Source organism: Pseudanabaena sp. PCC 9330, from assembly GCF_055795045.1.
This window is the reverse complement of the sequence record NZ_JAYFES010000120.1, coordinates 81,677-107,705: the sequence shown is the minus strand read 5'-3', so window position 1 is coordinate 107,705 and position 26,029 is coordinate 81,677. Positions and strand designations below refer to the sequence as shown.

At 58.3% G+C, this 26,029-nt stretch carries 22 protein-coding genes and 1 tRNA gene; 15 read left to right on the top strand and 8 right to left on the bottom strand.

The annotated features are described in order from the left end of the window. The first annotated feature begins 178 nt into the window (after positions 1-178). On the top strand, positions 179-1,486 hold the full coding sequence (locus tag AC0QKW_RS25365) for a tetratricopeptide repeat protein (RefSeq protein ID WP_473153904.1): 1,308 nt from the start codon (positions 179-181) through the stop codon (positions 1,484-1,486). Positions 1,487-1,605: 119 nt separating this feature from the next. Here AC0QKW_RS25365 and AC0QKW_RS25360 read toward each other — a convergent pair whose 3' ends face one another. After that, positions 1,606-2,070, bottom strand: coding sequence for a GNAT family N-acetyltransferase (locus AC0QKW_RS25360; protein ID WP_473153903.1), 465 nt, complete (start codon positions 2,068-2,070; stop codon positions 1,606-1,608). A 655-nt stretch (positions 2,071-2,725) separates the two neighbouring features. Here AC0QKW_RS25360 and AC0QKW_RS25355 point away from each other — a divergent pair. Both AC0QKW_RS25355 and AC0QKW_RS25350 read left to right on the top strand, forming a co-directional pair. Next, the gene (locus AC0QKW_RS25355; protein WP_473153902.1) at positions 2,726-3,442 is read left to right on the top strand and encodes a hypothetical protein; all 717 of its coding nucleotides are present in this window, start codon (positions 2,726-2,728) and stop codon (positions 3,440-3,442) included. A 652-nt stretch (positions 3,443-4,094) separates the two neighbouring features. Continuing rightward, positions 4,095-4,829 carry a Crp/Fnr family transcriptional regulator gene (locus tag AC0QKW_RS25350; RefSeq protein ID WP_473153901.1) on the top strand — a complete coding sequence of 245 codons (735 nt, stop codon included), beginning with the start codon at positions 4,095-4,097 and terminating at the stop codon, positions 4,827-4,829. 8 nt (positions 4,830-4,837) lie between these two features. On the opposite strand, the gene AC0QKW_RS25345 is transcribed toward AC0QKW_RS25350, so the two are convergent. Further along, positions 4,838-5,863 (bottom strand): LysR substrate-binding domain-containing protein, encoded by a 1,026-nt coding sequence (locus AC0QKW_RS25345; RefSeq protein WP_473153900.1) that lies wholly within the window; start codon positions 5,861-5,863, stop codon positions 4,838-4,840. Between the two features lie 201 nt (positions 5,864-6,064). Between AC0QKW_RS25345 and AC0QKW_RS25340 the strand changes: the two genes are divergently transcribed. The 4 genes from AC0QKW_RS25340 to AC0QKW_RS25325 all read left to right on the top strand — a co-directional run bounded on the left by AC0QKW_RS25340 (position 6,065) and on the right by AC0QKW_RS25325 (position 9,290). Then, on the top strand, positions 6,065-6,889 hold the full coding sequence (locus tag AC0QKW_RS25340) for a hypothetical protein (RefSeq protein ID WP_473153899.1): 825 nt from the start codon (positions 6,065-6,067) through the stop codon (positions 6,887-6,889). 133 nt (positions 6,890-7,022) lie between these two features. Then, positions 7,023-7,508: a 2Fe-2S iron-sulfur cluster-binding protein gene (locus AC0QKW_RS25335; RefSeq protein WP_473153898.1), complete on the top strand. Its 486-nt coding sequence runs from the start codon at positions 7,023-7,025 to the stop codon at positions 7,506-7,508. A 73-nt stretch (positions 7,509-7,581) separates the two neighbouring features. After that, positions 7,582-8,679 carry a heat-inducible transcriptional repressor HrcA gene (hrcA, locus tag AC0QKW_RS25330; RefSeq protein WP_473153897.1) on the top strand — a complete coding sequence of 366 codons (1,098 nt, stop codon included), beginning with the start codon at positions 7,582-7,584 and terminating at the stop codon, positions 8,677-8,679. A gap of 11 nt (positions 8,680-8,690) precedes the next feature. Beyond that, positions 8,691-9,290, top strand: a complete 600-nt coding sequence (locus AC0QKW_RS25325; protein ID WP_473153896.1) for a DUF4126 domain-containing protein — start codon at positions 8,691-8,693, stop codon at positions 9,288-9,290. Between the two features lie 179 nt (positions 9,291-9,469). Here AC0QKW_RS25325 and hemH read toward each other — a convergent pair whose 3' ends face one another. Next, a complete protein-coding gene (gene hemH / locus AC0QKW_RS25320) occupies positions 9,470-10,633 on the bottom strand; it encodes a ferrochelatase (RefSeq protein WP_473153895.1) in 1,164 nt (387 codons plus the stop codon). Between the two features lie 22 nt (positions 10,634-10,655). On the opposite strand from hemH, the gene AC0QKW_RS25315 reads away from it, so the two are divergent. From AC0QKW_RS25315 to AC0QKW_RS25300, 4 genes are all read left to right on the top strand, one after another. After that, the gene (locus tag AC0QKW_RS25315) at positions 10,656-11,885 is read left to right on the top strand and encodes a site-specific integrase (protein ID WP_473153894.1); all 1,230 of its coding nucleotides are present in this window, start codon (positions 10,656-10,658) and stop codon (positions 11,883-11,885) included. A 341-nt stretch (positions 11,886-12,226) separates the two neighbouring features. Next, positions 12,227-14,701: a response regulator gene (locus AC0QKW_RS25310; protein ID WP_473153893.1), complete on the top strand. Its 2,475-nt coding sequence runs from the start codon at positions 12,227-12,229 to the stop codon at positions 14,699-14,701. Between the two features lie 14 nt (positions 14,702-14,715). After that, a complete protein-coding gene (locus AC0QKW_RS25305; protein ID WP_473153892.1) occupies positions 14,716-17,520 on the top strand; it encodes an ATP-binding protein in 2,805 nt (934 codons plus the stop codon). Then, positions 17,517-17,897 carry a response regulator gene (locus tag AC0QKW_RS25300; protein ID WP_473153891.1) on the top strand — a complete coding sequence of 127 codons (381 nt, stop codon included), beginning with the start codon at positions 17,517-17,519 and terminating at the stop codon, positions 17,895-17,897. Before AC0QKW_RS25305 ends, AC0QKW_RS25300 begins: the two co-directional genes overlap by 4 nt. A gap of 108 nt (positions 17,898-18,005) precedes the next feature. On the opposite strand, the gene infC is transcribed toward AC0QKW_RS25300, so the two are convergent. Further along, positions 18,006-18,551, bottom strand: a complete 546-nt coding sequence (infC, locus tag AC0QKW_RS25295) for a translation initiation factor IF-3 (RefSeq protein WP_473153890.1) — start codon at positions 18,549-18,551, stop codon at positions 18,006-18,008. A gap of 213 nt (positions 18,552-18,764) precedes the next feature. Here infC and AC0QKW_RS25290 point away from each other — a divergent pair, with 213 nt between their 5' ends. Further along, entirely contained in the window at positions 18,765-19,889 is a 1,125-nt protein-coding gene (locus AC0QKW_RS25290) for a THUMP domain-containing class I SAM-dependent RNA methyltransferase (protein ID WP_473153889.1), read from the top strand. Positions 19,890-19,914: 25 nt separating this feature from the next. Here AC0QKW_RS25290 and AC0QKW_RS25285 read toward each other — a convergent pair whose 3' ends face one another. After that, positions 19,915-20,340 (bottom strand): DUF4332 domain-containing protein, encoded by a 426-nt coding sequence (locus AC0QKW_RS25285; protein ID WP_473153888.1) that lies wholly within the window; start codon positions 20,338-20,340, stop codon positions 19,915-19,917. 215 nt (positions 20,341-20,555) lie between these two features. Between AC0QKW_RS25285 and AC0QKW_RS25280 the strand changes: the two genes are divergently transcribed. Together AC0QKW_RS25280 and AC0QKW_RS25275 are read left to right on the top strand one after the other, a co-directional pair. Then, positions 20,556-20,629: transfer RNA gene (locus AC0QKW_RS25280), tRNA-Pro, on the top strand. 254 nt (positions 20,630-20,883) lie between these two features. After that, the gene (locus AC0QKW_RS25275) at positions 20,884-21,624 is read left to right on the top strand and encodes a Tic22 family protein (RefSeq protein WP_473153887.1); all 741 of its coding nucleotides are present in this window, start codon (positions 20,884-20,886) and stop codon (positions 21,622-21,624) included. 248 nt (positions 21,625-21,872) lie between these two features. Here the strand turns inward: AC0QKW_RS25275 and AC0QKW_RS25270 are convergent, their stop codons facing one another. The 3 genes from AC0QKW_RS25270 to AC0QKW_RS25260 all read right to left on the bottom strand — a co-directional run bounded on the left by AC0QKW_RS25270 (position 21,873) and on the right by AC0QKW_RS25260 (position 25,259). After that, positions 21,873-24,077 (bottom strand): phosphoketolase family protein, encoded by a 2,205-nt coding sequence (locus tag AC0QKW_RS25270; protein ID WP_473153886.1) that lies wholly within the window; start codon positions 24,075-24,077, stop codon positions 21,873-21,875. Between the two features lie 212 nt (positions 24,078-24,289). After that, positions 24,290-24,760 carry a hypothetical protein gene (locus AC0QKW_RS25265; RefSeq protein ID WP_473153885.1) on the bottom strand — a complete coding sequence of 157 codons (471 nt, stop codon included), beginning with the start codon at positions 24,758-24,760 and terminating at the stop codon, positions 24,290-24,292. Positions 24,761-24,854: 94 nt separating this feature from the next. Next, the gene (locus AC0QKW_RS25260) at positions 24,855-25,259 is read right to left on the bottom strand and encodes an NIL domain-containing protein (RefSeq protein ID WP_473153884.1); all 405 of its coding nucleotides are present in this window, start codon (positions 25,257-25,259) and stop codon (positions 24,855-24,857) included. 141 nt (positions 25,260-25,400) lie between these two features. On the opposite strand from AC0QKW_RS25260, the gene AC0QKW_RS25255 reads away from it, so the two are divergent. Continuing rightward, positions 25,401-25,982, top strand: coding sequence for a thioredoxin domain-containing protein (locus AC0QKW_RS25255; RefSeq protein WP_473153883.1), 582 nt, complete (start codon positions 25,401-25,403; stop codon positions 25,980-25,982). Positions 25,983-26,029: the final 47 nt, after the last annotated feature.

Sequence of the window (26,029 nt, the reverse complement as noted above, 5' to 3'; positions counted from 1 at the left end):
AGATGGCTGCCCGATTGCCCCTAGCCCTGGCCTGCGACTAAGGAAAAATAAATCGTGCATAATAGTAGAACTTTGGGGTTAAAAGCACCGGCGATTGACGTGAGTGTTACCAGTGCCTAGTTGCTGTACAACTAGTTCCTGCGCAAGCAGTGTCCTGTATGGTTTCCCCCGCAAACCAATGACAATTGAAAGTTTTCAACTGGGTGACCTGCTGAGGTCGGGCATTGAGCAAGCTCGTCTGGGCTACTTTCAGGCGGCGGCGGAGCAGTTTTCTCGGGCGATCGCCCTCGATCCAACCTGCGCCAAAGCATTTTACAACCGTGGCTGTGCCCACCGCGACCTCGGCAACCTGAGCGCGGCCTTTGATGACTTTTCAACGGCAATAGACCTCGATTCAGCCTTTGTCAACGCCTACATCAATCGAGGCAGTCTAGCTCGAACGCTGGGGCAGCTAACGGCAGCCCTGGGCGATCTCAACCGGGCTATTGCCTTAGCTCCCCATGCGCCTAAGGCCTACGGCAACCGCGGTCGGATCAGGCTTGACCTAGAAGACTATGGTGGTGCGATCGCCGATTTTTCGGTGGCGCTGACTGCTCAGCCCAGCTTTGCCAAGGTTTTGCTGTGGCGCGGGCTGGCCTACCTAAAACAGGGAGCCCATGCTGTTTTGGCCGAGCATCGCCGGGAAGCCTACCAGTTTGCCATCGCCGACTTTACCCAACTGTTGCAGGGTCATCCCCACCATGCCGAGGCCTGCAACTACCGAGCGGTAGCTTACTTTCAGCTGCGCAACTACTACCAGGCCACCCTCGATATCAACCAGGCTCTGATCTGCCAGCCCGACTACGCTGAGGCCTATATTAATCGCGGTATGCTGCGCCACGAGCTGGGCGACTTTCAGGGAGCGATTGACGACTACACCACCGTGCTAGAGCTCAACCCGGCCCTGCAAGATCGATCCTACAATCAGACTCTGGTGGGGCTGGCCCTCGACAGCCCCGATGCCACCCTCAGCGAAGATACGCCGCTCAACCTGCGCTTTCGCCTGGCCGATCTCTACGACAGTCGAGGGCTGCTGCGGGCCCAAGTGGGCGATCAGGAAGGTGCGATCGCTGACTACACCCTGGCCCTGCGATTTAACCCCAGCAGCGGCCGCATTTTGGCCAACCGGGGGCGGGTGTTGAGCCGTCAAGAAGACTACCGGGCGGCAATTGCCGACTTTGACCGCGCCCTCGCCCTCAACCCCGAAGATGCCCTCGCCCACTGCGATCGCGGCTATGCCCTCTATTTTCTCGACGAGTGGGATCTGGCCTTTCACAACTTCAACCGGGCCATTGACCTCAGCCCCGCCCTAGCCGAAGCCTACATTGGTCGAGGCCACACCAGCATTCGCCTAGGACACAGTGCCACCCTGGCCATGGATGATTTTCGCAAGGCTCTAGAGCTGTCTTGGGATGGGCGCAAAGTAGAGCGCCCGCGTCCGCTGTAAGGGCAGACGCAAGTTCTAAACCCAGATTTCCTGGGGCTGTCTTCCCTGAGCTGAGCTACCCCAGGCCTGCCTGCCCAAAATCAGCCTTGGATTGTGCCCTAGCGCTGGTAGCCATCGCGCTAGTCTGGGTACCAAAACATGCCCTTAATGCCCTCAGGGTCAGGCATAAACCCTAACCCCTTGTAAAACTCCACCACCTGAGGGTCGGCAAACAGCGTGACATTGCTAATGTCTTCGCTGCGCAGCTTTTTAATGAGCTGGCGCATGAGCTCTTTGCCCAAGCCCCGGCCCTGAAAATCGGGGTGCACCACCACATCCCAAATGGTGGCGTTAAAGGCATGGTCAGAGGTCGCCCGAGAAAAACCCACCAGACGACGACGAGCGCCCCGCTGCTCCCACATAGTGACGACCAGATAGCTGTGCTGAATCGCCTTTTTGACTTTGCGGATGGGTCGCCTTGCCCAGCCCACAGCATTGCAGAGCTCTTCTAGCTCGTAGAGGTCGAGGTCGCGATCGGTGCTAAACACGATGGTTGCCCCCTCACCTTGCTCCGGTAGGGCCTCTAAAACAGTACCACCCGACATTGCCTCCCCAGATGAGATGCCATCGGATCCGATGAAAAGACTTTTCCAAAAACCCATGCAGGCCCTGTCTGATAACGAAGTGGCACGACGTTCAGGGGGTTAAGCTAGCGTGCTGCAATCCGCGAACAGTCTGCGGTAGCTAGGGCTAAGCTTAGATCTGAACTATATTTCTCTATAGTATATCCCCATAAAAACCCCCTGCCTCTGGCTAACTTCAGATTTGTGCTGGCGGTTCTCACCTGGGGTGGATCACGGCCCTGCCGGGGCGATCGCCTCGAACTGAGAAGCTTTTGGGTGATAATAGATCAGCTTCACCCAAGTCCCAGGAGTAGAGTTTTGCCTGTGGAAAAGCTACAGACCCCGAGCTGAACTGGGGGTATCTTGCTTTAGGGTGTTTCAAGTCGATGCCAGTTCTGAGTACTGTGGCACCAGGCCCTGGGGCAGATATCCCATCCTGGATTAAGACGCCGTTGAGATGCAAACGTCTTAACCAGAGCTCAAGTTGCCGGCAAAAGCTCTCCTCATGTTCGTTTTGGGAATTTTCCCTGACGACAACGATCGCTAAAACCGTTAGGACAGAAGTATATGCCTGACCTTAGGTTTCCCAATGCGGTCAATGCTAACGTTACCTCCATGGAGTTCCACCTTTCCCACCATGGCCGCCGGCTTAAACCCCTCTATGGTTGAGCTGCTTAAACGCTTCAACCGAGCCTTTCCGCAGTTTTATGAGCAGTTTGTCAGCAGCGAAATTCAGCTGCAAAATCTGCGTTTGGCTTACCAACTCTATAAACAAAAAAAAGCCGTTCTCGACATTCGGCCCGAGGGCAGCAAAAGCGTTCTGTACTTTGTCTATCGCAATCAGTCCTTTTTGCTGAGCGATATTTTTGGTGTGCTGGCCGCCTACGGGCTGACCATCCACAACCTCAGTCTCTACGGACAAATTCACCCCCCCATGCTGGTGTTTATCAAGCTGGTGGTATCGCGGGGTGGCAAAACGCTTACCCCCAAGACGACAGAAAATGTCTGTCGGGCTTTGCAAGAAACCCTGGCTGGACGGTTTGAAGTCGAGGAAATGCTAACCGTTGAATTTAATCTCGACGCCGGTCTAGAGCGAGTTGAGACTGAGTTCTACATCGATCCGGTGTTTCACCTACCGGCCCTACTGATCGAAGCCGACAACCAGCCGGGGTTATTTTATAAAGTCATGTACGCCATCTGGCAGGAAGATCTGCTGGTGGTCAATGCGAATCTGTTGGTGTGGCGAGGCCGCACCCGACTTATTCTTTACCTGCTTGGCCCCAACGAAAGCCTAATTCCTGAGTATTTGGGGCAAAAAATTGCCGACGGCATGCGCCATCGCCTGATGAGCTAGGCAGCGGTGCAGTGCCCCTTAACCGATTACCTCTAAGGCGGCTCTGGAGACGCCCTGGGCACCCTGCTGGAGTTGACTGAGACCGAGTGCACCTGGTGCCCTGCTCTGCTCTGGCCACCTACCCGCATCAGATGCTCTAGGCCGTGGTGCCGATGGGAAAAGGCGTCAAGAATGAGAAACCTTTGGGAGAACCTACAAAACAAAAGAGATGCCGACGACTGGCCGTGTTTCGTCTCGGCATCTCTTCTGGTTCGCTCCTCACACAATTTGAATTATAGGATCACCATGGGGGAATGTCACCCCCCAGCAGCCAATTGAATGAACAGTTTTTCTTATGGGTTTTTGTATCGTTGAAAACGGGAGCGCAGCGATCGCCTCAGAATAACCGCCATAGTCAGGATATGGTGCCGTCGACAGTCCGGCAAAGTTTTAGGGTAGACCTGCGATAGACCGGTTGGATAGTCTCCCCAGACGACGACAGCACACAATCGCTAGCAGGGCTACGGGAAATTACGGGTTCTCTGTATTAGTATTGGATGGCCTATGACGGCTTTGGCACCTCTGTTCACTGGAAGTAGCCTGAGCGATCGCGTCCTAGCCTCGGGTCTTGTCCATTGGTCGTGGTCTGTACCGTTTCATCCAGCTGCTGGCTATGCAATCATCTCTTCCCTCTGATAACGCCCGACCATTTTTGACTTGGCAGCGCATTACTGACTGGGCCCACGCCCACTACCGGACAAGGACATTTAACCAAAACGAGCGCATTCCTACCCGTTCTGGGCTGCTCTACCTGGTAGAGCGCGGCGCGGTGCGGTTGGTGGGCTCGGCCCAAGCAGCCGGTGACCAGGAGGCCAGTGAAGCAGATCTAGAGCTTGAGCCAGGCGACGAAGAGACGACCTCCCCCCTATCCATGGGCCTCAGTGAAGAGGCTTTTCTTGGCTTTGTTGGGGCTGGACAACCCTTTGAGATTGTGGCCCAGGCTCCCTTTATGTTGCAGAGTTTTGCCCACGTCGATCAGACCACTGTGATCTGGCTCTACTGGAACGACCTAGACAACTGGCCTCACTTTCGACGCGAGGTGCTCGATGCCTTTCGCTATCAGCACCAGCGCAAGCTGCTGTGGCTCAGCACCCTGGGGCAGCGGCGCACCATCGATCGCCTCCTCGGCTTTCTCACCCTGCTGATCGAGGAGTTTGGCGAGCCCTGCGAGTCAGGGTACTACCTGCCCTGGTCACTGACCCACGCTCAGATTGGCAGCGCCATTGGTTCGACTCGGGTCACGGTCACCCGACTCATGGGCAAGCTACGCCAGCGCCAACTGATCCATATCCACAAAGATGGGCTGATTGCGATTCCCAGCAATCCATCGGCAGTTCAAGATGCCTAGAGCATTGCTCAGGGGGCGCTGAGGTTAAGGGGCTCTGGGGGTGATGAGGCTGGCTTAGCGCCATTTTTCTCGGCAATATTTTTCTCTGAACCCGTGGCCTTAAAGTTAAGGGGCAAGTTTGTAAACTGGGGCAAAATTTCGGTGGTAAACGCAGCGGCTGCCTTAGAGCGGTAGCGGCTGGGGTTAAAAATGACCGACAGGGTGCGGTTGACCACCACCGAATCGATTTTGGCTCGGTGCAGTACGCCCATCTGAAGCTCTTTTTCAATGGCAGAGTTTGATACAAAGGCCACCCCTAGCCCTGACTGTACTGCGGTTTTGATCGCCTCGATGGAGTTGAGCTCCATTTCGATCTTGAGGCGGCGGGTTTCAATTCCGCAGCGGGTGAGCACCTGATCAATCACCTTGCGAATGGTAGATTGCGAGTCTAGGGCAATAAAGTGCAGCTTGTAGAGGTCTTCTCGCTGTACTACGGCCTGACTGGCCAGAGGATGATACATCGGCATAATCAGTGCGAGTTCGTCCTCGGCGTAGGGCACTCTTTCTAAAGAGTCCTGTAATTCGGGAGGAATTTCACCCCCAATAATGGCTAGATCAACTTGGCCATTGGCCACACTCCAGGCAGTTCGACGGGTGGAGTGGACATGCAGCTGCACCGCTACGTCCGCATACTTTTGCCGAAATAGGCCGATCATTCGCGGCAGCAGATAGGTGCCAGTGGTCTGGCTAGCGCCGATAATCAAGGTGCCGCCCTGCAAATTTTGGAGATCTTCGATGGCACGGCAGGTCTCTTGGCACAGGCTGAGAATGCGATCGCCGTAACTCAACAACAAATGCCCAGCCTCAGTGAGCTGAGCTCGCCGCCCGCCCCGGTCAAACAGCGGTACATCTAGCTGGCGCTCTAGGTTTTGTACCTGAAGGCTAACTGCCGGCTGAGAGACATATAGGCTGTCTGCCGCTCGTTTAAAGCTGCCCTCCGCTGCGATGGCCTTGAGAATGCGCAGCTGATCGAGGGTAAAGGGAAGGTCAGACATGGGCATTAACCCTAACGTACGATAATCCTGGGATGCCAACAAACCATGATAGTAATACAGGCCACTCTATACTGATACTGCCGCTCTGATCCTAGGTGGACTAATTGTCCTAGGCCCGGTACTGGACGCAGTCTGTCATCCCTAGATTACTTGGTTCGGGACACTCAACACCAAAATTTAGAACGGAACCCCGCAGGATTTATGAAACGTCAGGTAATCCAGACTGTCCTGAATTTACCCGGCATCTCTGGGATGGCTCTGATTGACGGGCGCAATCGTCCTTTCTTTTTGGGCTCAGACATTAGCCTCAACACCCAGCAGCAAGATGCCCTGGCCCAGGGTATTCAGCAGGTGGTCGAAACGACTCCTGCCCAATTTGAGACCTTTACGTTTCGATTTAGCACCCAGTTGGCCTATATCTATAAGCTCGACCAGGGGTTGATTTTGCTGGTGCTGATCAGAGACCAGATGGCTTTGACCGAGTATCGGGCCGCTATTAACGCGCTCAAGGAAACCCTGGTGGAAGCGCCCCATAACGCAGTGCCAACCTTTCGGCTGCTGGCGGGCTGCGTCACCCTGGGTAGTGCGTCTCTGTCGGTTGAGGCCACAGCGCCAGGAACCGCACCAGGAATCGCACCAGATCGGCCGGGGCCACCGGAAGCAGAGTTGGCTCCGAGCCAGGCTAAGGCTCAGCCCGATGTCGAGGGGGCGATCGCAGCGCTCAACCATCTGAGCGATGGGGCCAGCCAGTACCTGGGCAAAATTATAGTGATCAATACCTGGAAGCAGTCTCGCCCCCCCCACCCCTGGCTAGAGCAGTTTGAGGTGCAAAAAGACGGCCATTTTATTGCCAGGCTCGATGGTCAGACTCTGCTCACTCCAGATCAACACCAAGGGCTTAAAGACTGGGTGGCGGCATTCCTCAGTCGCGGCGGCAAAACCATCCGCAGTTTTCAATCGCTGGTGTGTGAGCAAGCCCTCACGCCCGAGGAGCATACTCTGCTGTTGGGCACTCCCCCGGACTAACCTCCTGACCCGATCTCCCTGGGTCTAAGCTAGCTGGGGAAAATCTGGGGCGATCGCTAGAACTATGGGTCTATGGCTGACCCAGCTTGCTACTATCTTGACTTACACCGATTCCACCTCCACGCACCTAACTATGGCTAAAACTGTTCGTCTAGAGCCCATCGCCCAAGAGACATCTGTTGAGACCAACGGCAATTTACTGTCGGTCTTATTGAACAAAGACCTAGACGTGCTGAGAGAGTGTGGGGGGCGCGGCATGTGCGCCACCTGCCACATCTATGTAGAGTCAGGGATGGAGGCACTGACCCCGATCAACCGCCGAGAGCAACGTACGCTGGAGGTGATTACCTCCTGCAAGCCCAACTCGCGCCTAGCTTGCCAGGCCAGGGTGATTGCTGACGGTGTGGTAGTTGAGCTACCGCCGGGGATGTATGTCAACTCGCTGCAAGACATTGAGGCGCTGATTGGTCGCCGGGCCGATCAAGACCTACTGCACCCAATCACCGGCGAGGTGCTGGTGGAGCAGGGTAAGCTGATCACGCGATCGACCATGGCTCAGCTTGAACGCACCGCCAGCTTTAAAGTGGGCGAGTTCTTTAGCCAGAGCAAAGACCTGTAACCCGGGGCTCGACGAACCCCAGAAAACATCTGTTATGGTAAGGCAAAGCCGTAGTTGCATGTCTTGCTCTCCTATGGACTCTGCCTTTTCCCTCAGTGTGCGCCATCAGCAGGTGCTGCAGGCCACGATTCGTCACTACATTGCCACCGCAGAGCCCGTTGGGTCGCGCGCCCTAGCCCAGGAATATGGCCTCAAGGTGAGTCCGGCTACGGTGCGGAACACCATGGGGCTGCTTGAGAAGTACGGACTGCTGTACCAGCCCCACACCTCAGCGGGGCGCGTGCCTTCTGACTTTGGCTATCGCCTCTACGTCGATCGCCTGATGTCGCCAGCGACTCAGGTGGGGCGGCGGGTCGATGCAGCTCTGTCAGAAGAACTAGACTGGATGGGCCGCAGCCTGGAGTCTTTACTGCGATCGGCCACCCAAATTTTGGCTCAGATCAGCGGCTATTTGACCCTGGTGACGGTGCCCCAATTTAACACCGTGCTGATTCGCCATGTGCAGCTGGTGGCTGTAGAGGGAGGGCAGGTGCTGATGGTGGTGCTGCTTGACTCCTTGGCTACCCAGTCGGTGGTGGTGCAGCTCCCGGCAATGCTGGGAGCCTCTGAGCCGGGGGGTGCCGGTGAACCGGGTCGCCGGGGGTTAGAAATTTTGTCAAACTTTTTGACCCAGCACCTGCGCGGGCGCTCTCTGAGCGATGTGACGACCCTCTGCTGGGACGATCTAGATGCAGAGTTTCAGGACTATGGAGCGCTGTTGGGTAGGGCGCTGGGAGACTTAGCTCAGCGATCGCAGGTGACGGAGACCCCCCAATTTGTGGTCAGCGGGTTAGCAGAGGTGTTGCGCCAGCCCGAGTTTTCTGATGCCCAGCGCATTCAGGCCATTGTAAGGCTGCTGGAGGAAGATCAGTCACAGCTGTGGCCGCTGTTCTATGAAGCGCCATCCGCTGGCGGGGCGGGGCTGAGCGGCGTCGATGTCAAAGTGTGGATTGGCGCTGAGAACCCTCTGGAGCCCATGCAGGGCTGCGCTCTAGTGGTCTCAAATTACACTCGGGGCGACCGAGCAGTTGGCAGCGTAGGGGTGCTGGGGCCAACTCGCATGGTCTATGAGAATGCCGTGGCGGTGGTGCAGGCTGCCGCTGACTACCTCTCCACCGCCCTCAGCGAATAGAGCCGTATCTCTTGGCTACTACCCTTAATTGGGTTTATAAATCCATCGTGATTATCACTGAGCTATTGGCAATTCTCTCGATCGCAGCAGCGACAGGCCTGCGACTGGCTCTGCCGCTGCTGCTGATTGGTCTCATGTCTGGCTCTCAGCTGTGGGCCAACGTGCCACTGCTGTGTCGTCTGCCGCCAACCCTAGTCCTGGGGGTGTTGGCAACCTGGTCGATAGCTGAGCTGATGCTATCTAAGAACCGCTATAGCCAGCGGTTTTTCCAGATTTTGGAGCTGGTGCTCAGCCCCGGAGTTGGAGCGCTGGCGGGCATTGGTGTCGCCAGAACGCTGGGCCTAGATAGCTGGCTTAACTTAGTGGCGGGGATGACTAGCGCCCTGCTGGCTTTGGTGATCCAGCTGTTGCAGGTGGGGCTATTTTTTCGCCCCCAGCGCCCGCCCCTGTGGCTCTTTTTTGTGGTGGACGGGCTGTGCATTGTGCTGGCGGTGTTCGCCTTTGACTCGCCCAATCAGGGGGGTGTGATCGCCCTACTGTTGCTGTGGCTAGGAATTCGCACTTCTTACCTGTGGCGTCGCTGGCCTGGGCGATCGCGCCCTGAGCCCTAGGGTAAACTCATCTTGCTCAGGTTGAGCAAGATGGTTGCTAATTCCTTGCTTTTTGGGCATGGCTGCACGTCCGTCAAATCGCGATTGAGCGACATAGCTCTGTAGCGATCAACACTACCGATACAGTAAATCTAAACGCAAGTTAAGCGCAGATCCCTATGGGCTTTGGGCTGAAGATCTTAAAGAATACCAACAAAGTGAAGGGGGCCACGACCGCTGACCAGCTCTAGCAGCAGAGCCAAGAACCCAACCATAGCCAGCCGCCCATTCCACACCTCGGCCACCGGGGTGAGCCCCCAGGCCGATCGATCTTGGGGGTAAATTTTGACTTTCTTATCGGGGTGCACCACGTCGGAAAAAAGCTGGCGTGGTGCTTCTAGGGCTTCGGTAACCATGTCGGCCATATCGGCGATGAACCGGGGGTGGGTGTTGAGGGCAGGCACCCGGTGGAAGCCATGAATACCGGCGGCTTCGGCGATTTCGCGGTACTCGATGTCGATCTCTTGCAGGGTTTCGATGTGCTCAGAGACAAAGCTGATGGGCACCACTACCAGGTCTTTGACCCCCTGCTGGGCCAGCTGCTCGATCGCATCTTCGGTGTAGGGCTGTAGCCACTCTACCGGGCCGACGCGGCTTTGGTAGGCCAGGGTGTGGGGGTTGGGGCGGTTGAGCGCCTTCATAATCAGCTCGGTACAGTGCTCGATCTCGCGCTGGTAGGGGTCACCGGCTTCTTCGACGTAGCTGACGGGCACCCCGTGGGCGCTAAAGAAAATGTGGGCTTGGTCGGGATGTTCGAGTTTATCAAGCTCCTGGGCAATCAGATCGGCCATGGCCTCACTGTAGCCAGGGCGATCGTACCAGGAGGGCACGGCGGTATAGACAATACGCTGCAGGGCAGGGTCTTCGAGCCAGATGCGCTCTAGGAGCCGAAAGCTGGAGCCACTGGTGCTGATGGAAAACTGCGGATACAGGGGCAGCACAACTAGCTGCTCAATGCCGTCGCGCTTGATCTGGGCCACTGCTTCTTCGGTGAAGGGGTACCAGTAGCGCATGCCGATGTAGATACTGGCTTCGGTGCCTTTGTCGGCCAAGACCTGCTTGAGAGCGGCGCCTTGTTCTTCGGTAATGCGGCGCAGGGGCGAGCCACCGCCAATCTGCCGGTAGTTTTCTTGGGACTGCTTGGCCCGAGAGCTAGAGATTAGCCAGGCCAAAGGGCGCTGCAAGAAGGGAAAGGGCAGGCGAATAATTTCTGGATCGGCAAACAGGTTGAACAGAAAGGGGCGGACATCGTCGGGCTGTTCTGGCCCCCCCAGATTTAGCAATAAGACCCCAACACGACCCATGGCACTGTAGTGGCTCTAAAGTATGTACTTAGTATCTCAATTATTCTACAAGCTGGACGAACGGTTTCCGAAGGTGATGGTTGCTCCTGCTGCTTTAGATGCCGCGATCGCTAAGCTCAATGCCCGCCTCAAGGCGGCCCGTCTTGGGTTGCAGGTAGAGCGACGGGGCGATCGCCTCAGCCTGCGGGGCACCCTGCCCCCTCGCCTCGGCAGCGGCAAAACCCGCCCCCACCAGCAGCGCATTCCCCTCAAGCTACCGGCCACCAACGCCGGGCTCAAGCAGATTGAGCAAGAGGCCAAGGTAATTGCCGCTCAGCTAATCGAGCGGCGGTTTAACTGGGCCGACTATCTGTCTCCAGCAGAGGACACCCCGCCTGAGGAGCCACCCCTAGCCGATCGCATAGCCCGGTTTGAGGCCCACCTGATGGCTCAGCATGGCCCCGATATCGCCGCCTTAGCCAGCCGCAAAACTACCTGGGACAAAGCCTACGCCCCCTACCTGAAACAGCTAGCGGCCCAGGTCGATCGGCAGCCTGGTCAGCCCCTGGCGGCGGCCATCGTGGCCACCCTAGAGGCGCTGCCCCCCCACGCCCGCAGCCGTCAGGTGGCCTGCACAGCGCTAAAGGCCCTTGCCGACTTTGAGGGAGTGGCGCTGCCCGCAAGCATAGAAAAACTGGGGGGCACCTACGGCAGCGGCAAAACCCAGCGGCGGCTGTTGCCCTCCAACGAAGTGATTGTGGAGTGGCACGATCGCATTCCCAACCCGGCCTGGCGCTACGTTTACGGCATCATGGCCACCTACGGTCTGCGCAACCACGAGGTGTTTTTTTGCGACTACCAGGGGCTGCGCAGCGGCGATCCTGAGCATCGCATCACCGTGCTAGAAACCACCAAAACTGGCCTGCATGACGTCTGGCCCTTTTACCCAGAGTGGGTCGATCGCTTTTCCCTGGGCCAGGGCAAACTACCCCCGATCAACACTGACTTAGCAACCACGACCCTGCAGCGGGTAGGTCAGCAGGTGGCAATTCAGTTTAAGCGCTACGGAGTGCCCTTTTCGCCCTACGATCTGCGCCATGCCTGGGCGGTGCGCACCATTCACTTTGGCCTACCCGACACCGTAGCGGCGCGCATGATGGGGCACTCGGTGGCCATGCACACCCGCACCTATCACCGCTGGATTACCCACCGCGATCAGCGCCAGGCGGTGCAATCGGCTCTCGATCGCGGCAGTTGGCAGGCTCCGCTCTAGCTGCTGCCTCTATAACGCTGGTCAGCTATCTGAGGACCCGGATGATCGATTGACCGCTCAGCCGGGGACGGCTAGCTGGCTCGCCATCGCCCCAAAGCTCCTATCAAAACCTCCTCATCTCCGTGGCAATTGCCATGTCACCACCCCGCATAACCTTGGCCCAGGGTGCTAGAGAAACCTTCAACTTAGCGATATGCTAAAAAACGTAACTATAAAGTTCTGACTAAGTTGTTTGGCTGGGTTGAGTGACTGGCTCTGATCGGTTGGGCGATCGCTCTGGGATTGGCCAGGGTCAACCTCGACACCCAAGAATACTATGGCATTGAGGATGGTCGTCACCGATGAAGCTACTCCTTGTCGAAGATGACCTAGCCACTCGAGAACTGCTGGTTTTTCACCTCACAGCGGCTCGCTACACCGTAGAGCAAGCGGCTGACGGCATCATTGCTCAGGAGCTAGCCGCCCTGTGGAACTACGATCTGATCGTGCTAGACGTCAATATTCCCCGGCTAGACGGCCTGAGTCTATGTCGTCAGCTGCGCAGTAAGGGGGTCTCTACCCCGATCTTGATGCTTACCGCCCAGGCCGACGATGAGGACGTGATCACCGGTCTAGATGCGGGGGCCGACGACTACGTCACCAAGCCCTTTGAAGTCTCCCAGGTGCTGGCGCGAATTCGAGCCTTACTGCGACGGGGGGCGCGGGCGACGACGATTCCTTCCTTGGGGTGGGGTCAGCTTTGCCTAGACCCTACCCTGGCCCAGGTCACCTACCGGGGCCAGGTAGTATCGCTGACGCCCAAAGAGTACAGCCTGCTAGAGCTATTTTTGCGCCATCCCCAGCGGGTGTTTAGCCGCAGCACCATTCTGGATCACCTGTGGACTATTGACGACTCGCCCACGGAAGGGGCAGTCACCAACTTAGTGAAGGATCTGCGCAATCGGCTCAAGCGCAGTGGCGTGGTCGAGAACGTGATTCAAACTGTCTATGGGCTGGGCTATCGCCTGAGGGATATCCCCCCTGGCTATGACGGAGCCCAACCCGATGCCCAGTTGCGGTCGATCGCGGCGAGGTCAGACAGTGACGCGATCGCCATCGAGGGCTCAGTGGGTCTGCGGCCTGAGACAGCCTCCTCCCTAGCGGCTCCCTCGGCGGCCCGATCCCTAGAGACCATTGCAGCCCGATTTCAGGCGTCGATTCAGCGACGGCTGGAGGTAGTAGAAGGAGCGGTGCGATCGCTGCAAGCGGGCAATCTGCCCGCTGAGCAGCGGTGCCTCGCCCAGGAGGAAGCCCACCGCCTAGCGGGGGGACTAGGCACCTTTGGCTACGAGGAGGGCTCATCCCTGGCCCGCCAGATTGAACTGTTGCTTGGCGATCGCCCCTTGGCAGTGCACGAGGTCGACCAGCTCTCCCGCTGTTTGCTCGCGCTCAAACAAGCCCTAGCCCTGCCACCGAAAATTCTTGAGCGGCCCGAAACTAGGGCTGAAGCTACCCTGCCGCCACGCCATCGGGGGGTGGCTCTGGCCCTAGAGCCCGATTTGATGACAGGCTTGCAGGGCGTGGCAATTAAGCGGAATTGGCAATTAGACGGCGTCTCCAACCTGCCGACAATGCTACAAAGTTTAGCCCAGGGTGGCTTTGAGGCCGCCGTGCTGACCCTCAACCAGGAAGTATCTCTGGTGGAGAAGCTGGCCCCCCTGCGGGAAATCAAGCATCGCTATCCGCAGCTGCCAGTGCTGGTGCTCACCGGCCATGACAGCCTGGAAGAGCGGGTGCAGGTGGCACGGCTTCAGGGCGATCGCTATCTGGTAGCCCCAGTCACTCCCCAGCAGATATTAGACAGTCTCGACCAGCTGCTGCCCGCCTCCCAAAAGCCAGACTCGCGGGTGATGGTCGTCGATACCGACCCGGTCACCCGCAGTGTCATTACCGATCTCTTAACTCCCTGGGGGCTCCAGGTAGAAGAACTGGGCGACCCTAGCCAGTTTTGGGAAATGCTGCGTCAAACCCAGCCCGACCTGCTGCTGCTAGCTCTGGAGATGCCCACCTTTAGCGGCATTGATCTCTGCCAGGTCGTGCGCCAAGATTCGCGGTTTGGCAACCTGCCGATTTTGATGGTTGCGGCCCACCCCGACACCGTCACCGTGCGCCAGGTGTTTGAGGTCGGTGGCGACGATCTGATCGGCAAGCCCATTGTGGGCCCAGAGCTGGTGACACGGGTGCTGAGCCGCATCGAGCGATCGCGGCTGCGGCAGCAGATCGAGCACATGCGCCACCGCCAGGCCCTGTTTTGGGATCAGCAAGATGCCACCGATCCCCTCACCCAGGTGGCTAACAGTCTGCACTTCGATGCCTTTTTGCAGCAGCAGTGGGAGCGCCACTGCCAAGACCACGCCCCCATTTCTTTGATTTTGTGCGCCCCCGACAACCTGCGTGACTACTACCAGGTCTATGGCCAGCAGGCAGGCGATACCGCCCTGCGCCGCATTGCCCGCACCCTGCACCGCACCGTCAACCCCAACATCGATCTGGTGGCCCGCTGCGGCGACGATAAGTTTGCCATTGTGCTACCCAACACCAACCTCGACGGAGCGCTACGGGTAGTGGCCCGCATACAGCAGGCGGTTACCGACCTGAAGATTCCTCACCCCTCTTCTGAGTCGAGCGACTGTGTTACGCTCAGCCTGGGTATTGGCGGCACCACCCCCACCGTATTAATGGCTAGCGATCACCTCCTCAAGACGGCCGACCAGGCCCTGCAAGATGCCAGAGGGCGGGGTGGCAATACCTTTTGTCTGTATCCCATGTGTAGCTAGCCAGGGCACCAGGGATGAAGTTCTCGCTGCGCAATCTGCTGATCGTGCCGTTCCTGATTCAGGTCATTGGGCTCACAGGAATTGTGGGCTATCTGTCTTACCGCAGTGGAGAGCAAGCGGTCACGGAGATGATCCAGCGCCTGCTAGCCGAAATCAGTCAGCAGACGAATGCTCGGCTGGAGGGCTATCTCCAGGAGGCTCAGTTTGTCACAGACAGCACGGTCTATCTCCTGGAGGCGGGCTATCTATCGAGCGCCGACCTGGTGCCCATGGAGCAATATTTCGCCAAATATTTGCAGCAGTTTCCAGATCTGACCGATCTGGCGATCGCCAACGAGGCGGGGGCTTTTCTCCATGTCATCCGCCAGGCTGACCAGGGTTTTGCCCTACGCGAGCGCTACGTCCGCCAGTCGGATAGCTGGCTGTATCACTACCGCCTGGATGCCGAGGGGCGAAATCCTGTTCCCAGCGACCTGCCTCGCCGTCAGTATGCCCCCCACAGGGCCCCACCAGAAGACCCCTGGTATGCCGCTGCCAAGGCCAATCCTGACGGGCTCTGGCGGCTGGTGGTCAGTCTGGGGCGGGGGTATAACACCCCCGAACTGGTGATGGTACGCTTCAGGCCCTTTTATGCGGCGAACGGGGAAATTGGCGGCGTGACGAGTGCCGGTACTCAATTGGTGACCCTGGGAACCCTGCTACAGGAGTTGGCCGTAGGGGATGGGGGCCAGCTGCTGTTGATCGAACCCAACGGCAATCTGGTGGCGACCTCCACCGGCGAGCAGCCCTTTGACGCCCAGGCCCAATCTGACTATGCCCAAAACGTGTCGGTGCAGCCCCGGCGGTTGACCATTACCCAGAGTCATGATGGCCTGACGCGGGCCGTCGACGCCGCCCTCCAGGCTACCTCCCCTGAGGCTTATGACCTGCGGCAGCCGATTTTTCTGTCGCTGCGCTACGAGACTCAGCAATACTTTGTCAACCTCATTCCCTTAGAAGGCGATCTGGACTGGCGGCTGATTACCGTGGTGCCCGCCGCCGAATTTATGACGGCAATCTATCTGAATCTGGGGCGCACGGCGCTGCTCTGTGCCCTGGCCCTGATGGGTGCGATCGGGCTAGGGCTGTGGACGGCGGAGTACATCACCAGGCCAATTTTTTCGCTGCAGCGGGCAACCCAGGCGTTTACCGATGGCATGGGCGTAGTGCCCCCGACTCAGCCCACCAGAATTGAAGAGGTAGAAGCACTGCGCCAGGGGTTTGACCGCATGGTCGGCCAGCTAGTGGGGTCGTTCCAAAGCCTGAAGGATCGGGAAAATACCCTGGCTACGTTTCTCAACGGGGTGCCGGTGGCCCTCAGCGTTCACGATCAGACTGGTCAGATGCTGTTTCTCAACGCTAAGGGTAAAGAACTGCTGGTCAACGGTATTGCCCTGGCCAATGTCGAGCAGTTGGCGGAGACCTATCGGCTCTATCGAGCCGGTAGCGATGAGCTATACCCCACCGAAGACCTACCGGTGGTACGGGGGCTGCGGGGAGAGACCGCCTACACTGACGACATTGAGGTGGACACGGGCGATCGCCGCATTCCCCTAGAGGTGCACACCATTCCGGTCTTTAATGGCCAGGGCCAGGTGCTCTACTCGATCAACACCTTTCAAGACATTAGCGAACGTCGCCAAACCGAGCGCCTGCGGACTAACTATCAGCAGGAACTCGAACGCCAGGTGGCGACCCAGACCGCTTCCCTGGTGGCCAGTGAGGCGACCAAGCAGGCGTTGATCAACGCTATCCCTGACCTGCTGATGCGGCTGGGGCGTAACGGTCGCCCCAAGGAAGTCTACAACCTGGGAGCGGTCAACTGGATTGGCAATGCCAGCCGCATTCTTGAAACTAGCATGTATGAAAACTTGCCTGAGGCCCTGGCCCAGGAGCGCCAACGCTGTGTCGAGGTGGCCCTGGCCACCGGCACCATTCAACGGCAGGAATACGAGCTGCGTTGGGCTGGCGAGGCGTTCTACGAAGAGGCGCGAATTATTCCAGTGACTGAGGATGAGGTGCTGGTGGTGGTGCGCGACATCAGCGATCGCTACAAGGTCGATCGCCTCAAAGATGAGTTTATCTCTATTGTCAGCCATGAGCTGCGCACCCCCCTCACGGCCATTCGTGGCGGCTTGGGCATTTTGGCGGCTGGGGTGCTCAGCGATCGCCCTGAGAAGGCCCAGCAGATGCTGCACATGGCTCTCGACAACACCGAACGGCTGATTCGCCTGGTCAACGATATTCTTGACCTAGAGCGGCTGACCACGGGCCGAGTCGATCTAGCGCTCAAACCCTGTGCGATTGCGCAGCTGTTTAACCTGGCGGTCAGCGGCGTTGAGGCGCTGGCTCTCGAGGCCAACATTACCATTCAGGTAGATGAGGTGTCGGCCACGGTGTTGGCGGCCCCAGACGCGATCGTGCAAACCCTGGTCAATCTGCTGGGCAACGCCATCAAATTTTCTGACCCCGGTAGTAAAATCTGGCTAACGGCAGCGATCGCCCCCGATCGCCCGAGCAGTGCTGACCACCCCGCCCCCTCGTTCCTGCAAGTGGTGGTCAAAGACCAGGGCCGGGGCATACCCGCCGATCGCCTAGAGCTGATCTTTGAGCGGTTTCAGCAGGTGGATGTGTCTGACTCACGACAAAAAGGCGGTACAGGCCTGGGTCTAGCCATCTGCAAACGTATCGTTGAGCAGCACGGCGGGGAAATCTGGGTAGAGAGCCAGCTGGGCCAGGGCAGCACCTTTTTCTTTACGCTGCCCCTGAAGGACGCATGATCAAGCGCATTTTGGTGATTGATGACGAGCTGGATATTCGCGATGTGGTCTGCCTATCGCTGGAGGAGTTTGGTGGTTGGCAAACCGCCGCAGCGGCATCGGGCCGCGACGGTCTGGCCCAGGCAGTGACGGGCACCTGGGATGCCATTTTGCTCGATGTTTCCATGCCGGATATGGACGGCTTTGCGGTCTATGCTCAGCTCCAGGCTAACCCTATAACTCAAGCAATACCGGTGGTGCTGCTGACGGCAAAGGTGTTGCCCAGCGATCGCGATCGCTTTGCCGACCTGGGGGTGGCCGGAGTGATTGCTAAACCCTTTAACCCTGTCACAGTGTGGCAGCAGGTAGCTCAAATGTTAGGTTGGCCCCATCTATAGGTAAGGTAGCTGGGGTTGCCAAACATGGGTATAGATGAAATATCTAATGGCTCTCGTAGGGGCAAACAGGCGTTTACCCCTACTGGGGATAGGTGGCGATTATTAGGCCTAGGCCGGGGTAATCATCAGCACCAGGGCTTTGCGATCGAGGGCCTGCACCTTGCCAGCATCGCCAATATCTTTCACGATCCGCTCTAGCAGCTCTGCGGCGCGATCGCGGTGCTGGTGCTCGCGCCCCCGCAGGCGCACCAAAAACTTGACCGAGTCTCCCTTCGACAGCCACTCTACCGAGCGCTTGATGCGAAGCTGGTAGTCAGACTCACCCACGTTGGGGCGTAGCTTGACCTCTTTCAAAGACGGCTTAGAGCTCTGCTTTTGCCGCTTACTCTGCTGGTACTGGAGCTTGCCGTAGTCCAAAATTTTGGCCACAGGAGCGTCTTTGCCGTTAGAGACCACCACCAGATCAAGGCCTGCATCCTCGGCTAGGCTGAGCGCTTCGCGAGTATCCATGAGCCCTCGGTTTTGGTTCTCATGGTCGATTAAGAACACCTGAGGCGAGCGAATTTGCCGGTTTACCAGTTGCGTCTTAGAAATAGGTCTTTCCTCTCGTAATTCAACAGTGGGGCCAGACAGCCATCGGCGGAACCGCCGCACTCTGCGCTGGTGAATGCGCTCTCCTAGGCTTACCCTAAACCTGGGTTTGCTCTAAATTGAGAGTGTCGTATTCATAAGGATACCAATAGAATAGCCTAGCTTCCAAGGGTGATATGTGTCGAAATATCCGGTCTTAACAAAACGGTAAATCACCGGGGAAGTAGGGGTTTGATGCCGCTTGGGCATCGCTGTAGATGTTTTAGAAGGAGGCCCATGGCCGCTTATTTTGCTACCGTTGCCCGTGGTCTCGAAGCCCTGGCAGCCACAGAGCTGGAGAGCCTGGGTGCCCAGCGGCTAGAGCCGGGCTTTTGCGGCGTTGCCTTTGAGGGCGACCTGGCCCTGCTGTACCGGGTCAACCTATGGTCGCGGCTGGTCTTTCGGGTGCTGGTGAAGTTAGCTGAGGTGCCCTGCCCCGATGCTGAGGCCCTGTACCAGGGCATTCAAAGTATCGACTGGCGGCCCCACCTCACCCCCGATCGCACCTTTGCAGTAGATGTCACAGGCAAAAACCCCAGCCTTAACCACACCCACTTCACCGCCCTCCAGGTCAAAAATGCCGTGGTTGACCAGCAGCGGCAGCACTGGGGCGATCGCTCCACCATCGACACCCAGCACCCCGAAGTGCGCTTAAATGTCCATGTTCACGACGACAGCGCCACCGTTAGCCTCGATAGCTCTGGGTCAAGTCTGCATCGGCGCGGCTATCGCCCGGCGGTGGGGGCGGCCCCGCTGAAAGAATCCCTGGCGGCAGCCCTGGTCACCCTGACGGGCTGGACGGGAGATGTGCCCTTGATCGACCCTCTGTGTGGATCAGGCACGTTGCCCCTAGAGGCCACCATGATGGCGCTGAAGATCGCCCCAGGGATCTTTCGCGAGGAGTTTGGCTTTCAGACTTGGCCCGACTTTGACAGCGATCTGTGGGATCAGCTGTGGCAAGAGGCAGAAGCCAGCCGTAGGCCAGACCTTGGGGTCTGGGTGGGGGGGTGCGATCGCGACCCCACCATCATTGACCAGGCTCGGCTCAATGCCCAGCGCTGCGACCTGGCTGAGCAGGTCAAATTTTGGGCGGCCGATCTGGCCGATCTAGAGGCCCCCGCCGACAGCGGCTACCTGCTGTGCAACCCCCCCTACGGCGAACGACTGGGGGCTGACGAAGACCTCGGTGCGTTCTACAAATTATTGGGCAATGTGCTGAAGCAGCGCTTTAAGGGCTGGACGGCCTTTGTGCTCAGCGGCAACAAGGAGTTGTCTCGCCACATTGGGCTTAAATCTGCCCAGCGGGTAGCGGTGTCTAACGGTGGCATTCCCTGCCAATGGATGAAGTATGAACTGTACTGAACAAGTGATCGGGCGGCCCGATTACCTATCTAATGCTGCCGTTTTTCAATGCCTTGGCCTGGTTGATCCACAAACTGACCTGGTCGGCGCTGGGGCAGAGATCATTGCGTTGCAGCGTAGCCACGTGCAGCCGCCGCAGCCGCGTGTAAAGGTTCTGGGCCGAGCAATCGGCTAGCTGCTGCACCGACATGATGCCGGCATGGAGCAACAGCCCGTTAGCCTGACACCCGACGGCAGGCACCCGCGCCAGTTCTGACAAAATGACCCACTTGGTGACGTAGCGTAGGGGCACCTGTAGCCGTTTGGCTAGAGCCTGTTGCCGATCAGCAGAGCGCCCATAGCGATAGAGCTGGTCGGTACTGGTCAACCCTAGCTGGGCCAGCCCCTGGGCATGGGCCGAGCTCAGCCCAGGTAATTTGTCTAAAGCGTAGACCGGAGTAGTCATCGGCATGGTTCAGAGGGTTTCACTTACTAAGGTAGCTCGATTGGTCAACATAGCTGCCCTGGGGTGGGGTGCGCAGGGGCCAGAGGCCCTCTGAAGCCGCCAACTTACCCCAGACTTAAGAGTGAGTCAGTACCTCTCTGGCGCAGTCAAACCGAGGCCAAGCCAAGAGCTGTGCCAGTTGAGCAAGAAAGCAGGCTATACTAGTGACGGCCAACAAGCCACGGGATGTAGCGCAGCTTGGTAGCGCGCCTGCTTTGGGAGCAGGATGTCGCAGGTTCAAATCCTGTCATCCCGATTGATGCCGTTGCGGGCAAGGTTTGCCCAGCTCATATTGTTTAGTACCAGACGATTGGTGCTAAGTTTTTGGGTGCCAAATTAAAGTGCTGGCCCTAATTTTTTATGATCAAATTACTGGCACAGTGGCCAGTAATTTAGAGTGTGTGGCTCTGTAATATTGATGGCTAATTACTCCATATTATTGGGGTTATGGCTGCACAGTAGCCATAACCTTATCCACGTCCCTATCCCTGTCCAGTAACCAAATGCCCTATGCTTCCTAGACTCTCTCGTCTGATTCGGCCATTGCCTCTGCTTGCAGCCTTGGTGAGTGGTAGCTTGCTCGGTAGTGGCCTGGCGGTGCCTATGCCTGCCGAGGCCCTCGACGAAGCGGTAATCGTTGACAAGCTGGAGCAGGTGCCGGTCTTTATCATTCTCAATTCTGATGGCCAGCCTCTGACCGCTGCCGCCGAGGTCAACAGTGAGGAGGTGAAGGTGCCAGTGGTGTTTTTAGACGGGGAGGCAGCGACTTCCTTTCTGACCCGAGCGCAGGAAGAAGATCCTAGTGCGGCGATCGCCCTAGTTGACCTCGGCACCCTCTTCCAGGAGACCGTCTTGGATGATGCAGAGCAGACGCCCTTGCTCTATTTGCCCATCGACCAAGAGCGAGAGGCCGCTCTGAGCATTGAGTCAGATTTCCAGGGTGTGCCTCTGTTTATCGCTCGTCAGGGAGAAGATGGCCCCTACTTGACCATCACTCAGGACGGCGAAACTGCACTACCTATGTTTTTCTCCCGCAATGACCTGCAAATTTTGCTAGACCGCTACCGCGAAACCAACGCTGCGGCGAGCAACAACATTGTGGTGCAGGTGCTCTCGCTGGAGTGGCTGCTGGCGGTGATGGCGAGCAACGATGACCCGGCCCTCGATGCCCAGCTGCAACAAGTCCGGCTGTTTCCATCTACTGATGTGCTCGACTACATTCGATCGCAGCAGCCCGCCGAGGGCAACTAGATCTGAGCATAGCTCAGGTCTACAAAGGTCATGGTTCATATAAGGATCAAGATCATCAGAGTCGGGCAAAGGTAACACTACCTTTGCCCGACTCTGCTTTGATACCGAATCTAAATTCCATACCCCCGATTTCCAACCGGCCCACCTGTAGGGGCGAACGACTGTTCGCCCTGCCAAGTATCGGGTTCAAATCGGGGTTTTGTGAGTCGGAGTTGAGATTAAACCGACGGCGTCAGAACGCCCAATCCCTAGGCTAGCAGCGCCTTGGCACGGGCCACAAAGTTGCTGGCCGTCAGCCCATTGATTGCCATAATCTGTCCAGCGCTGGCGGTGGTTTCGCCCCGCTTCCAGGCGAAGGTGTCGCGGGGGGCGGTGCTGCGCAGCATCACCGGCTCCAGCATGGCGCTAGAGCCACCGGTAACGCCAATCACCACGTCGCCGCCAAACAGGCGATCAAAACCAGCATCGTCGAGAAATTTACCGTCAGGCTCGGAGCACAGATCCCAGGCGACATCGGTGGGGCGATAGAGCTGGCGGGGGTTGACCACCGAGACAATGCGGCTGCCAATGCCGTCGCTAGCCAGTTGTTCTGCGGCCTCAAAGACAGGGATCAGCGTCATGTCGCCAATAACAGCGAACACCACGGTTTTGTCGCCGGGGGTGGCAGCTAGCTCGATCGCCCCCTCTGCGATCGCCCGCCTAGTCTGCTCGAAGGTGGTGCGGATGGGCAGGGGCGACTTGCTGGCGGTGATGGTGACTCCCTTGTTGCGGGTGGTCAGCGCCCAGTCGTAGCAAGCCTGAATGCCGTTGGCATCGGTGGGGAACAGGGCGTAGACATTGCCGTTGCGCAGCATGCCAGCAAAGTAGTTTTCGACCTCGGGGCGCTGGTGAGTCCAGCCGTTGCGGCCCTGCTCTAAAGCCCCTGCCGTAAATAGACAGATGGTGGAGGGGGTAAGGCGACGCAGCTCGGCCATAGCCTGGGTGACGGTCTGCCAGATGGGCAGGCCGTTGATGGCAAAGGATTCGTAGGAGCACCAGAGGGTGCGGGCTCCAAACAGCGCCTGGGCTGCCGCTAGACCGGCGCAGGCATCTTCGCTCAGGGGCTCGTACACCTGGCCCTGGGGCTGCTGAAAGTAGGTGGGGTCGGCGGTGGGGTGAATGATTTTCAGCGCCTGGTTGATGTTGTTGATGCCCGAGGCGGCGTTGCCGTCGGCATTGGTCACCACAAAGGCGGAGTCTTTTTGGCCCACATAGCCCACCAGGGCACCCATGGCGGTGGTGGCCACCTGCTTGTCGCCCCCCACGGCGAACTCGTTTAGGGGCAGGGGGCCCAGGTCGGCCAGGGGCAGCTCGCGCTCGGTGACGGCCACCTGGGCGGCGGGGCCACCGCCCGCCCGTTCGTAGTTGGCCCGCACCAAGGCCCAGGCATCGGGATGTAGGGCGCGGGTAGTGAGGGCGCTGACAATATAGTCGCGGGTGAGGGAGTCACCCGGATACAGGTTGTGGGACTGCGCACCGCGCTTGTGAACCCCAGCCCCCTTCAGCTGCTTGACGATCAGCACCGTCAGGGTGCCACCCAGGGCCAGCTTGGCGGCCTTATCGGTGGCTTCTAGCACCGCCTGGGTAAAGGCGAAGCGCTGGGGGAAGGAAAAGGCGGTGCTATCCACGTAGTCGCCGGGCTGGCTGGCGTCGTCGAAGTCCTTGGCGTCTACCAGGATCACCTCCTGGAAGCCGTTGCCGCGCCAGTAGTCGATCATGGCCTGGTTGCTCTTGGTGGAGACCATGCTGTGGTGCTCTTGGCTGTAGCCGTTCCACACCAAAATGGGGAGAAAGTTGGTGACGGTGGGGTAGGCGGTGGTGAAGTGGCCAAAGCTACTCATGATGTAGGGTTCGCCCAGGCCGCCGTCGCCGATGGTGACGGGAAAGAGCACACCGGGGTGCAGCTTAGCGCCCGCCATGGCGAAGTGCTGCCCCTGGCCGAGGGGGCCAGCAGGGGCCAGCAGCCCAGGGATCTGGCCCGACAGGTGGCCCAGCAGGCCGTGGGTTTCGCGGAAGCGATCGCACAGTTCCTGCACCGTGCCAATGCCCATGGCCTCTAGGGAACCGTCGAGAAACACGTTGCTATAGAAGCCGGGGGCGTGGTGACCCACCTCGGTGACGATGTTTTTGTGGCCCAGCATGACCAACGAGGCGATCGCCTCGGCGATGCTGGCAAAGCCGCCGGGGTGGCCCGACTCTTTGCTGGCGGTCACCTGCAGGGTGAGGTAGCGCAGAGCGTCGGCGGCAAGCAGGGTCTGGTAGACGGCGGCGGGGTCGCCGGGGTCAGCAATGGCGGTTTGATCGGGGGCGATCGCCGCTGCCTGGCCGTAGAGCGCAAACTCGGAGAGCTGCTCCCCAAAGTGCTGAATGCCCTGGCAAAAGGCCGGAAGTGATTGTGTGGTGGCCACCGTCATAGTCAAACCCCTAACTAGCGTCAACAGATATCGTTATGCCCCACCGCTGGGCGATCGCGCCCAGCCGAGTCATTGTATACAATCGGCAGAGTCTATTTACCATCCTACACAGCCATGGGGTACCCAACCGCCCGAGTCCATTGGGATTCCTATCGGTTGGGGATTGTGCTCTGTCGAGGGGAAAGGGGCGTGATCGAGGGTGCCATTGGGGCTCAACCCGAGATTCCCGAGGCAGAGATCATGGCTATCAGCCTGGGAATCCAGCTCAATGCCATGCCGAACAGCGACAGTAGAGATAGCAAAATAAACGCCAGGCTGTCGTTGTACCCAGCAATTAGCTTGTCGATCCGGGCCAGCAGCGAGACCGCCAACAGCATTACCAGATAGGAAAACCGCTGAAACTGCGTCACTGCGGCCACAGACAGCGAGGCAATGGTCAGCGCCATGACAAAGTAGCCCAGGTCAGACTGAAATCCTATCAGCAACAGCCGCCGCATCTGCGGCCATCCCAGGGTAATCGCCCACGATCCCCAAACGGCCAAAAATATGCTCGCACTCCACACTCCCGGCGTCGACTCGAGGTTGTGCAAAAAACTGCCGTAGGTGGCGTAGGCCATCACCACCAGCAGCCACGAGAGCCAGTGTTTGCTTAGTACAGTGTGCAGAGATCGGTCTTGCTTCATGGCGATCGCCTCGGGATGGGGAGCCAGACGATTAGGGCAGCGGGCAGCGTCTGTAGGCAGATTTAGCAGGCAGCGTCTAAAGCATAGGAACTGGTTAGAGATTGGTCGAAATTGCCTGGGTGGGGCAGGTCGGCACACACTGCTCACAGACAATGCAGCGCGACTGGGTAAACGTGAGTCGAAAGGTCTGGGGGTCGAGGGTGAGCGCGCGGGTGGGGCACACCCCCGTACAGAGACCGCAGTGAACGCAGAGACTGTCGTCGATCATAATTTCACCACTGGCGCTCGACACTTCAATGCCCTGCACCTCTAGCCAGTCGATCGCATCGTTGAGCTGGTCGATATCTCCCGACAGCTCTACCACCAGGGTGCCCACCTGGTTGGGGGCCACCTGGGCACGAATGATGTTGGCAGCAATATTAAAGTCCTTCGCTAGGCGGTAGGTGATCGGCATGTGCACCGACCGCTTCGGAAAAATCAGCTTGACCCGTTTCTTCATGGTCGTCTCAATGTATCGCCTACCGCCTACCGCTCCTGATTCTTCTACACTAAAAAGAGCAGCAAGCTGCCTTTATCCTAGCCGGAGTCCGGCTGGCCGTCGTCTATCCAGTCCTCAAACCCAAAGCATTCTATCGTTACTATGGCTGACAACCTCTCCACCACGTCTGACCTACCCCCCAGCCCGATTCGCAACCTGGTGGTGGCGCTGGTTGCCGTTGTCTTATCGGTGCTGGTCTTTGTGGGGTTTCGCACCCAGTCGACGACCCCATCGCTGACTGAGCTAGCCGCCACGGCGGTGCCCTACGACCAGGCCCAAACCAACGGCAAACCAACCCTGCTGGAGTTTTACGCTAACTGGTGCACCACCTGCCAGGCGATGGCAGGCGATATGGCTGAGCTACGCGGGAAATACGGCGATCGCGTCAATTTTGTCATGCTCAACATCGACAACAACACCTGGCTACCCGAGATGCTGGCCCACCGGGTAGAGGGCATTCCCCACTTTGTCTATATGGGCACCGATGCTGCCCCCATCGCCACCGCCATCGGTGAGCAGCCCCGACAGATTCTCAGCGACAATTTAGACGCCCTGATCGCCCAGGCACCCCTGCCCCACCAGCAAACCCTGGGCCGCACTTCAGAGCTAGATGGTAATGCGTTTGCCCCCCAGGCGGTAGTTAACGATGACCCTCGCAGTGTTCGCCTCAACCGGGCTTTGTAAATTAGGTTTAATTTGCCCTGATTGCGGGATCAGAACAATCCTTGGAA